At 30.7% G+C, this 11,946-nt stretch carries 5 protein-coding genes; 2 read left to right on the top strand and 3 right to left on the bottom strand.

Going from position 1 to position 11,946, the window contains the following annotated elements; all coding sequences use genetic code 11:
- Positions 1–14: 14 nt before the first annotated feature.
- Together ACX6CF_RS01480 and ACX6CF_RS01475 are read right to left on the bottom strand one after the other, a co-directional pair.
- On the bottom strand, positions 15–701 hold the full coding sequence (locus ACX6CF_RS01480) for a response regulator (RefSeq protein WP_458783520.1): 687 nt from the start codon (positions 699–701) through the stop codon (positions 15–17).
- Between the two features lie 212 nt (positions 702–913).
- Positions 914–2,500, bottom strand: coding sequence for a peptidoglycan DD-metalloendopeptidase family protein (locus ACX6CF_RS01475; protein WP_458783519.1), 1,587 nt, complete (start codon positions 2,498–2,500; stop codon positions 914–916).
- 575 nt (positions 2,501–3,075) lie between these two features.
- On the opposite strand from ACX6CF_RS01475, the gene ACX6CF_RS01470 reads away from it, so the two are divergent.
- Together ACX6CF_RS01470 and ACX6CF_RS01465 are read left to right on the top strand one after the other, a co-directional pair.
- A complete protein-coding gene (locus tag ACX6CF_RS01470) occupies positions 3,076–6,477 on the top strand; it encodes a hypothetical protein (RefSeq protein WP_458783518.1) in 3,402 nt (1,133 codons plus the stop codon).
- A gap of 411 nt (positions 6,478–6,888) precedes the next feature.
- A complete protein-coding gene (locus ACX6CF_RS01465) occupies positions 6,889–7,713 on the top strand; it encodes a hypothetical protein (protein ID WP_458783517.1) in 825 nt (274 codons plus the stop codon).
- 81 nt (positions 7,714–7,794) lie between these two features.
- Here the strand turns inward: ACX6CF_RS01465 and ACX6CF_RS01460 are convergent, their stop codons facing one another.
- The gene (locus ACX6CF_RS01460; protein WP_458783516.1) at positions 7,795–11,760 is read right to left on the bottom strand and encodes a fibronectin type III domain-containing protein; all 3,966 of its coding nucleotides are present in this window, start codon (positions 11,758–11,760) and stop codon (positions 7,795–7,797) included.
- Between the last annotated feature and the right edge of the window lie 186 nt (positions 11,761–11,946).

Raw genomic sequence — 11,946 nt, 5'->3', positions numbered from 1 at the left:
CCCAAATCCCTAGATTAACCTTTAAAGTAGTAACCAATTCCTCTTTTTGTTAAAATAAATTTTGGTTTGCTAGGTACATCTTCTATCTTTTCTCTCAGTCTTCTTATTGTTACATCAACAGTTCTAACGTCACCATAATATTCATATCCCCATACTTTTTCAAGGAGCTGTTCTCTAGTGAATATCTGATCTTTCCTAGTCGCTAAAAATTTGAGTAATTCATATTCTCTTACTGTTAAAGGTATAGCTTCATCATCTATTTTAACTTCATAACGATCAGTATTTATACTCATGTTATCAAAAGCCATAATATGTACATCTTTTGATTCTTTACTATCTAATACAGTTCTTCTTAGATTGGCTTTTACTCTAGCCATTAATTCTCTTACGCTAAATGGTTTAGTAACAAAATCATCCGCTCCAAGTTCAAGCCCTAGAACTTTGTCTACTTCTTCTGCTCTAGCTGTCAACATTATTATAGGTGTATCATATTTATTTCTTATCATCTTACATACTTGAAGTCCATCCACCTTCGGCATCATGATATCAAGTAACACTAAGTCTGGTTTTTCTTTTTCAAATATCTGTAATCCCTCTTCACCATTAGATGCAGTTATAACACTATAACCCTCTCTTTGAAGATTAAATTTCAGAATATCAACAATCGCTTTTTCGTCATCTACAACAAGTATTTTTGACATGTTAACTCTCCTCTCACATATTCCCTTCATAATTACAATATTAATTATCTATATAAGTTGAATATATATATATATTATTCTATCAAATAAAACTCTTCATGTAAATATAACCTATTAAACCATTTATAATAATTTTATCCAATTAATGTCATATATTTTTTCACATCAAAAAACTCACCACTAAGGTGAGTTTTATTATTATAATTATTTTATTAATCAAGATATTTCTTAGGATTAGCTGCTACATTATTGAATCTAATTTCAAAATGAACATGAGGTCCAGTACTATTACCAGTACTTCCAAGTTTCGCTATCTCTTGATATTGAGATACTTTTTGACCTTTTTTCACAACTACTTTGCTACAATGAGCATATCTTGTCAAAACACCATTTCCATGGTCAATATCAACTGCATAACCGTAAGTTGAACTCTTCCATCCTGCAAAAATGACAGTTCCACCATCAGATGCTCTAATAGATGTTCCTACTGGTAAACCTCCTAGGTCAAGACCATGGTGGAAACCTCCACGTCTATATCCAAATGGTGATGTAACTATACTTCCAACAACAGGATATATGAAATTACCTGTTGAACCTTTTGATGGGAATGGTTTAATACCAACTTCTATTACTTTGGCTTTTGGTTCTTTTACAACTGTTTCATCAACAACAATTCTTGACTGCTCATAGCCATTAACCTTAGTTACTACAGCTGTTACCTGCATTTGTCCTTCAACACCATACTCAATCACTGTATTAGTGCCGTTGTATTTATTCTTATTCTCAACCTTTTCGACTGTATATTGAATTGGTTTTGTATAAATTATTTTTTCTTCACAAGCAACTGATAGTTCAGGCTCTGGAACTGTAACTGTAATTTCTTGACCAATACTAATATATTTTTGATTCTCTAACCCTGGATTAAGTTTCATCAAAGCAGAGAGTTTCATATCATTCTTTTGGGCTATTTCTGATAAAGTATCTCCTTTAGCCACTGCATATACTTTTTCTTCTTCGTTTTCTTTTGTAATAAGTTCCGTTGCATCATTAACATTAGCTATATCATCTCTATCAACAAAACTTTTTATTATCTCAACGTTTTCTGCAAAAGAAACACCGACTGTCTCAACTGGAATTTCTGCATCCTTATTATCAGATTCATTTTCATCAGTTACATTTGATGTAGTCTTGAATACCCTATCAGCTGTCCCGATTTCGTTGTAATTCTCGTTCTTAACTATTACTGGCATTCTTACTGATGATGTATAAGGCACACGTACTAAATCAATATCGTAGCTTTCTGATTCACTGATATACATGCTCTGTGCTCTTTTCAATACTTCTTTAACATCATCTTCATCTTTTAATGCAACTTCAAAATCATCACCTATTTTAAGGACATATCCTTTTATCCTAAATGAATCTTTATCATTCGCTAAAGCACTTCTTAGATTATTAAGTAATGTATCTTCATCAGTAATCTGATTATCCTCAGCATATTCAAGATAATACTTAAGTTCTTTATCAACTTTCATATGTTCGCCGTTTTCATCTTTTATCTCAGCTTTAGCGACAGAATAAACTCTATCCGCAACAGATTTGTCAATTACAATTCCCATACTGTCACCATCATAAACTACATTATAAGAATTAGCTGTTGCTGTTGCTTTAGTTTCGATTTTACTAGAAATAAATACGTTTCCTATTGTGAAAAAGATAAATAGGGAACAAAATATCAATATTATTTCTTTTTTATATTTAAATAATATATTTTCTTTATATTTTGGCGCTCCATTCATAAATACTTCCTCCGAGTAATACTTTTTAAATCATCCTGTAATACTTCTGTAATAATTGTAATTTAATTTTACCAAAAAAATTGGTAAATGTAAAGCTTTTTATAAAAATTAGGTAAATATCTCATATATTGGTATAACTAAATCGCTCTAATTATTAATACTTATATTACATTTTTGTAATATTATCACCAAACCCTTTCCATTTTTTATCACTCATAACCTATATTTTTCCCATAAATACATGGTTTTAATACATTTCATTTCTAACCATATTAACCACCTCTTATATCTTTTGGAAGATTTTGCGAGTTGATATTTTAAATTTTGTCTTATACAATGATTATTGTAATGGTTAACATAATCAGTCTACATAATAACCAAACCTTGATTGCATGTATATTTTTTTTGCAATCACATATATAAGTTGGTACATATTTAATGACATGGCACTGTCATTTTTTACGCTCTAGCAACTTATAAAACCAAAGATAAAAAAATCCGAACTACTCTATCGGTACTATAGAGATAAGTTCAATAACTAAAATTCAATCTATTTAATAAGGAGGAAAAAAGTAATGAAAAAAGCAATGAGAAAAGTCATGGCGTTTGCACTTGCTGCATTCGTATTATTTTCAACTGTTCCTAGTTTTGCTGCGACATCAATATCTGATCAAGCTAAACTGGACAAACTCGAAGAACTAAACGTAATTAAAGGTGAGGGTCATGGTATAGACGGTACTAAAACTATGACTAGATATCGTTCAATCGTAATGTTACTTAGACTTTTAGGTCTTGAAGATGAAATGTTAGCATTCGATTACGAAGGTCAAGAAACTTTTGCTGATGCAGAAGGACAAAATGGTTACCAACAAAGATTAATGGCGTATGTAAAATCTAACCCTGAATTAGGTGTTGTTGGTTATCCAGATGGAACTTTCAGACCATACAGAGAAATTAACTCTCAAGAATATGCAAAAATCTTATTAAAAGCATTAAGCTATGTTGATCCTGATGATTATACTTGGGAAACAGTAGCTGCAAAAGCTCAAGAAATTGGTCTAGTAGACTCTGCAAGCGATATTAACTTAACTGATGAATTCGTAGTATTCAACCTTGCAGCACTTACTTATGATTCATTAACTCTAGTATCTAAAGGTGACAACATTACATTAGGTGAAAAACTTGATTACCCTATCGTAACTACTTTATTAGATATTAACTCAGTATCATCATTAAATTCAACAACTCAAGACATATCTCTTAACAAAGCTATGTCAATAGCTCCATCAACTAGCGTATTTACATTAGTTGACGAAGACAATAAATCTTTTGAAGTTACTAGTACTTCATTAAGAGCTAACGACACAATTGTAAGACTTACAACTGCTCCATTAAAAGAAAACACTCTTTACACTCTTACTTATAATGGTGTTAATTACAAATTCGTTGCGAAAGCTGCTGATACTGAAAAACCAGAATTACAATCAGCTGTTGCTTTAACAAACACTACTATTAAATTAAACTTTAACGAAGAAGTAGATGTTAACGCTCTTATTACATCTAATTATGAAATTAATGATTTAAATGTTTTAAATGCTGCTTACGATGTTGATGCAGATGAAAATCCAATCAAAACAGTTGTGATTTTAACTACATCTTCACAAACTCAAGGAACTATCTACAAAGTTGAAGTTTCTAACGTAACAGATTTATCAGGAAACATGATTAATAGTGATAATGACAGTTTCCAATTTGGTGGTTTAGCTAAAGACGAAACAAAACCAGAATTACAATCAGCTGTTGCTTTATCTAATACAAGTGTTAAAGTAACTTTTAACGAAGATATGGAAGAAGCTTCTGTTGAAAACATAGCTAACTATACAATAGAAGGAATCAATGTCTTAAAAGCTGAAAGACAAACTGCTAAAAACGAAGTTATATTAACAACTACAGCTCAAACTTCTGGAACTATCCACAAAGTTGTTGTTTCTTCAGTAAAAGATGTATCTGGTAATGTAATCAACTCAGATAATGATGAATTCTTATTCGCTGGTCTTGCACCAGATACAACTAGTCCAAGATTAACTTCTGCTGTAAGTTTAACTAATACATCTGTTAGATTAACTTTCAACGAAGATGTTAATGAAGTTACTGCTGAAAATATTGCTAATTATGAGATTGAAGATTTAGTAATAGTAGAAGCTGAAAGACAAACTGCTGAGAATGAAGTTGTTCTTACTACTTCTGAGCATAATCATGGAACTCTTTATAAAGTTCTTGTAAATAACGTAACAGACCTATCAGATAATGAAATTGATTCAGATCATGATGAATACTTATTTGTTGGTTTAGAAAAAGATACTACTGCTCCTAGAGTATCTGGTGCTATATCAATAGATAACAAAACTGTTAAAGTAACATTTAACGAACCAATGGATGAAATTACTGCAAAATTACCATACAATTACTACTTTGGTTCAGAACTTGGTTACCCAACAAAAGTTGTTAAAGATACTGTAGTAACTGATGGTACTGTATGGGTATTAACAACTGGTGCTCAATCTTCAGAGATATACACTGTTGATGTAACAGGTGTAAATGATCTTAGTGGAAATGTTGTTGACGAAGACCATGATACTGCTGATTTCGCAGGAATTGGTTCTGCTGACGGAACTGCTCCAAAATTAAGTTCTGCTGTTGCAACTAATAACAATACTGTTGTTGTTAAATTCAACGAAGAAATTGATGAAGATACAGTTCAACCTGGTGACTTTACTTTCACTGTAGAATCAGGTACTGAAGATTCAGATAACAAGATAGCTGATGCAGCTCACCCAACACAAGCATCTGTAGCTGATGATAACAAAACTGTAACTCTTCAATTTGCTACAGCTACCATGTCAGCGGGTGTTATCTACAAAGTAACTGCTGTTGATGTTAATGATTCAACTGGTAATGCAATCATTACTGGTACTAATGATTCAGCATTATTTGCTGGTACTACTGTAGATAACGATGCTCCAAGAGTAATATCTGCTGTATTATTCAATAACCAAACATTAAACATTGGTTTCAGTGAAGCTGTTACTATTAATGGCGAACTTGATGATGATGACTTTAGTATTGCCCCATCAGATAGTGATGTAGAGTTTACTGGTACTGTTAACGAAGTAGTAGTTAGCTCAGATAAGAAATCTGTAACAGTATACTACACTGGTGATACTTTTGAATCAGGTAAATTATATACTGTAACTGTTGCATCTGATAAAATTAAAGATTCTCTCGGTATTGATTCTCTAGATACAACTGATAACAAAAACGAAGCAGTATTTGGTGGAATCAATAGTGATGTAACTAGTCCTAAGATTTCTGGTGTAATTGCTGTAGATGAAAATACAATAGATATAATCTTTGACCAAGTTATAGAATCTACTTTATCATCATCTAATTTAGATGATATAATCATTAAATACAATAATGAAGTAGTATCTGCTACTGACGCTCGAGTTAGAGAAGAAGGAACCGAAGGAAACAAATTACGTGTATTCTTCTCAGGTACACCATTTGATAGTAGCAAAGTATATGATATAGAATTAGACGATAGCAAAATTGTAAATAAAAATGGTACTGTAATGAGTTCATCAGACAATAGTGCTAAATTTGCTACAGTAACTACTGAAAACAAAGACCCCGAATTAGCTAGTGCAGTTGCACTTTCTAAGACTCAAACAAAAGTTACATTTAGTGAAATAGTAGATGGTGTAACTGTTTTAACCGGACCTTTTGAATTTAGTCTTACTGAAGTAGCAGTAACTAACGTTGAAGTTGGTGAAGATGGTAAATCATTCATCTTAACTCATGAAGAAACTGAAACTGGACATATGATTACAGTTTCTGTATCAGCTGGTTCTATAACCGACGAAGCTGGTGTTGGAAATGTAAATACTTCTGAAACAGTTAAGTTTGTTGCTAAATAAGTAACCGAAATTAATTAAAAGGGTTATCTCACTAATAGATGTAAATCTAGGGTGGGATACCCTTTTTTTGTTGCACTAAAATATAAAATGCAAGTTATTTTTGCACTATAGATTATACTAATAAAAATGAATATAAATAGTAATATTACAAAATTTAGTTTAATTTGTAGTATTTTATCATAAATTGTTTAAATATAATAGCAAATATATCAAAATAAAATAAAAAATAAAAAAAAGCAAAAAATAATTGATTTTTTTGTATTAAAGTGTATAATAAATTGTAAAATGAATAATATTGTTTTAAATTGTTATTAACGCTGCAGCTTAATATAAAAATTAATATTCACATATGGTTATTTAATATAACTCTATACAATACTTCAAATAAAATTTAAGGAGAGAATTTAACAAATGATTAAAACAAAATTTAAAAATAAAATAAGTTTGTGTTTAGCAATGCTATTAGTAGTTATTTCTTGTAATTTTAATGTATATGCTGCCGGAGAACAAATCACTGGTGAAGAAAAGGAGAGTAACAATACTTGGGATACTGCTAATGTAATTACTTTAGGAACTCCTATTGAAGGTACTGTTAGTAATAGCAGTGATGTTGACTATTTTTCTTATACTCCAGATGAGACTAAAAAAATAACTTATATCTTTATAGATAATAATAACACCACTTATAATTTATACATAATAGATAAATCAGATAATAACAAGGTAGTGGATTGCGCTAATACTAGTGGTGTTTACCAGAAAGAATTTAAATTTGAATATAATCATGAATATATTATGAAAGTCAGCTCTAACAGCGGAAGTAACTTACCATATCAATTAGCAGTCTACGGAGATAGAATCAAAGAGTCAGTATTTATAAATGATCAAGAAGTTGAATTTAATGGTGAATTAGAATGCGCTAATATTCTTAATAACCCAACTGCAGTAGTTATGGGTAAATTCACTAACTCAGAAGATCATGATTATTTCCGTTTTACACCTAACAAAAGCGGTAATACAAAGCTAGCATTCCATCCTTATAATAGTGGTAATTATTTTATCTTCTTATATGATGCTATTGGAAAAAATTATGTATATCAAGGTAATATAAGTTGTGATGGACAATCATCACATATTATTGAATATAATGCAATGAATAACGGATTATATTATGTTGCTATAGTTAGTACAGATAATAGCACTCACAATAGAAGCTACTATATAAGAAATTTCTAATTATACTATAATAGAATTAAATTGAAAATAAGTAATATAAAAGGACAAATCTCCCTAAAGAGAAATGTCCTTTTGTTAATGTTAAGTATTATTTTTATTTTTCTTAACCTTGATACCTGCTCCTATAAATGCACTACCAAATAAATAGAATAGTTGAGCTGGTATTCCACCTGTTTTTGGAAGTTTATCAGCTGTTCCTAGAGGAAATTCTCCATCAAGTATATCTATTATCTCTTCGCCATCAACAAATTCTTCGGTATCATTATCTGTATCAGTACCTGTTATATTACCTTCTGGAACGGGTTCCTCTGGTATTTCTATCAATGGTTCTTCTGTTGGAACTGGTTCTTCTGGATCTATAGGTTGTGGTTCTAGTGTAGGTTCTTCTGGATCTGTAGGTTGTGGTTTTACTGGATCTGGTTTAATTGGGTCAGGATTATCAGGCTCTTCTGGCTCTTCTGGTCCGGGATATACAACTAAATAGAAATTTGCAAATAATTTTAAGTTCTCTTCAGCTGCAAATTCAAGGTCATATGAATTTGTAGATTCACCGCTTAATTTTGTATAACCAGTAGCTTCACTGAATGTATACCAACCATCAAAAACATAATTACCAAATCGTTCAGCCCTTATTGTAACACTATCCCCATATAAATATTTAAACGTCTCACTATTTTGATGAATTCTCCCTGAATTCTCTTTACCTGCCATCACTTTAGCTTCTATAGTATATTCTTTTCTTATGAATTCAATAACAATCCTTTTATTACTATTCATATTAATCTCAACCAAATATTCTCCATTATCTACAGTAATAGTATACTCCATCTTAGAATCTTCTTCATCATTGACTATATAAGCAACAGGGTAGTAACCTTTATTAGGAACTATTTTAAATGTTGTAACATAGTCTTCTATAAACTCACCATTATATCTACCACTAACTGATGAATCATTAGATAATTCTGATGCATTAAGGCGACCATTATTTTCTACATCTACAGTTAACATATAAGATACTATATCTTCAAATAAAGGTAAAGGTTTCCTATTTTGATTCATACAAACTAATCTAGGGTTAGGATAATTAGTTAATATATTCCATTTCTTAAACTCATCAAGTGTATTATGAGGTACACCTTTCACTGCTACTACTGTACCATAATCATATTTGATATCGTTTCCTGCTAAACATTTTTCAAAAGTAATTTGTGAATTACTTACCAAGTTATTAACATACTCCTGCCATTTATTGGCTAATTCCTCAGTAATCTTATTATTCTTATTTTTTTTCATAAAAGATACTGTACTATTAATCTCATCTGTTAATAATTCTTGTGGAATTACCGCAACTTGAACCTCTCCTAAAAGATTGTTGATACTGGAATTAGGTTCAATATTAAATTGTTTGATATTAAATTCAGCTAGGTAGGTTTCATTGCTAGTAACTGAAACTCTAATTTCTTTATTGCTTGAAACAAATTCTTTAATTTCACCAACAACTCTATACCACTTAACTAAGTACATATCATCTGTTCCATCTTTTTCTGGTACAGCTCTCAATGTAACATTAGTATGAATATCACTAGTTAATTGAGCCAATAAGTCATCATTTGAAACAACACCTGCATTACCACCCTCTGTGTGATTAACTGTGGTAGTGAATTGTTTCAAACTATATGATGCTGATACTGTGACATCAGCATTAAAGTTATTAATCGTTAATACGTTTCCATTAATACTATAATTATCTTCATTTAATCCATTAACTGTCCATACTAGATTATCATAATCACTACTAATTGGATTTGCAGTAAATGTGATTGGTACATTATCAGCTAGATATAAATCAGAACCATAATTATCTTCTATAATCTGTGGAACTTTTTTCTGCCCAGCCATACCAACAACAGCATTATTCTTAACAACAGTAATCTTATGATATTCTGGTATATCTATTTCTACTTCTAGACTTGAACTATCTGTTAAGCCTGCTGCCCAAGTATATTTATGCATATCAATTAAGTCAAATTTGTAATTTAAATCATTTAGATCAGTAAGTTCATCCCATGTAGGAATTGTTAGTGTATGAACGCCGGATAATCCTAGATCTGAAGGTATATCAATATGTCCTATATCATCTGACTTTTCTCCATTAACATAAACCCATAAATCATATAATTTAGCTTCTTCATTATCTCCATCAATACATGTCATTCTAGTATTAATATCAATACTTTCACCTGGTCTTGCTGTGATAGTATGGCTATGTGAGTAATCAACTTCATCTGTACTGGGATTATCAAGTTCAATAGTACCAGTTCTTACATCATCCATTAATTCTCCTTCTTCACCATAAGCAGTACCATCTAGTGAATAGAATTTATAGCCATAAATATCATCTTTTGAATTAAAATATATTTCAATAGTTACATTCTCTGCTATTCCTGTTCCAAAATGATTTTTTGCTGTCCCTTCTATTCTATCAAATTCATATCCTCGATATGAGTAAGCTGATAGATTAAACCTATCATCTATTATTGAAGTTATAATCTTAGCAAAATCATAATTTCCATCTGTACTATTTACTAAGTTATTATCAAGATATACTTTTATAGTAGCTGCTTTAGTTACTAATTCAGTTTCAGCTTCTTCACTAGTCATAAATGAATTACTTGCAGTTACTTTATAGATATATTTAGTACCTGGAATTAAACTATTATCAATTACATAATATCTATTAGTTACATCATCAAATTCAATAGCCAAACTATGATTTAATAGAACTCCATTCTCATCATATACTTTTATATCATAATCATTTGCATTAGCTAATTTCTCCCAATATACTTTTCCTGACTTCATGGTTACATCTGTTGTATTAAGTACAGGAGCATCTAACCATACATTAGAAACACTTACTTTGATATTTTGTGTAGCTGAATCTAATATTGTTTGAGGATCATCATTATATTGATCTACTAAATCAAACTTAAAGTCTTTTGAATAAGTTCTACTACTACTATCAAATACATAATTATTATCTAACTCAGTTTTAGTACTTGGTATAGTTATTATATCTTGTACTGTGTTAGGAAAATTATTCTCAGCAAATAATGGAGTGATATTATTATGGCTATACACCTTGACTTCGTTTAGACTATTCCCGCCATTATCACCTTTAATTACATTGTATGAAAATTCTAGGTCAACATTGTCACCAACTTCATACACACCCTTATCTGGAGATATATTCAATTCAGCTTCTAATGGATTATCCTTTGGATCATGTCCATGACCTGCTATTCCTGCAAAACTTCCATCTGCTGGATAGTAATCTTTATCATATACCTGTGCTTTATCATCGAAAACTACATTTATAAACTCATTTTGGTCGATAATAATATCCATATTTTTAAATTCAGGCTGTGATTCATATCCTTTATAGGAGTAAGCTTTTAATTTAACCGAAGTACCTTGTTCATATATTGCACTATATCCATTATTTACTTTTGTACCATCTATATACACTTCTCCTTGGGAATCATCATAATTTAGATTAAGCGCATATATGGTTTCTACTATTGGAGTAGCTTCATATCTTATATTATTCTCAACAGTATAATCAACAGCTGTATTAAATAATGTTGGTCTTCTTCCAATAAGTATATCATTTATACTATAGATTGATTCCGAACCATTACTAGTATCTGTTATTTTCCAACCTACAATCCTATGACTATCGTCACTAGCTGTAGCTGTTAATTTATATCTATACTTTCGTTCTTTTTCAACCCTAACATCAGCACCATTTACTTGATTAACCGCTAATGCAGCAGATTTTTTTATTATCCATTTTATGATATACTCATTTTCATTTAGCATTATACCAGATATCATATCCATATCTCTGCTATCGCTTTCTAGTTCATCTAAATCCTCTGATTCATCTAGTTTATCCCTTGACTCACTTGGATTTTCTCCTGGGTCTGCTGGGTTTTCAGCTGGTTCTTCTGGATTCTCCACTGGCTCTTCTGGATTCTCCACTGGCTCTTCTGAGTTAATAACTTCTTTTGCACAAGGAATAATAGGTAAAGCTAAAGATTTAGCTTCATCAACTGAATTTTTTGATATGAGAGAAAGTATGATTAGTATTGTTGATATTATTATCAAAGGTGATGATTATGAATTATTAGAGGTTAGTCAGAAATTTGAAGATCATAAAGATGAAAT

The sequence above is a fragment of the Vallitalea sediminicola genome (assembly GCF_054408565.1).
Note: the sequence above shows the minus strand (reverse complement) of the source record. Positions and strands in the feature narration are given on the sequence as shown.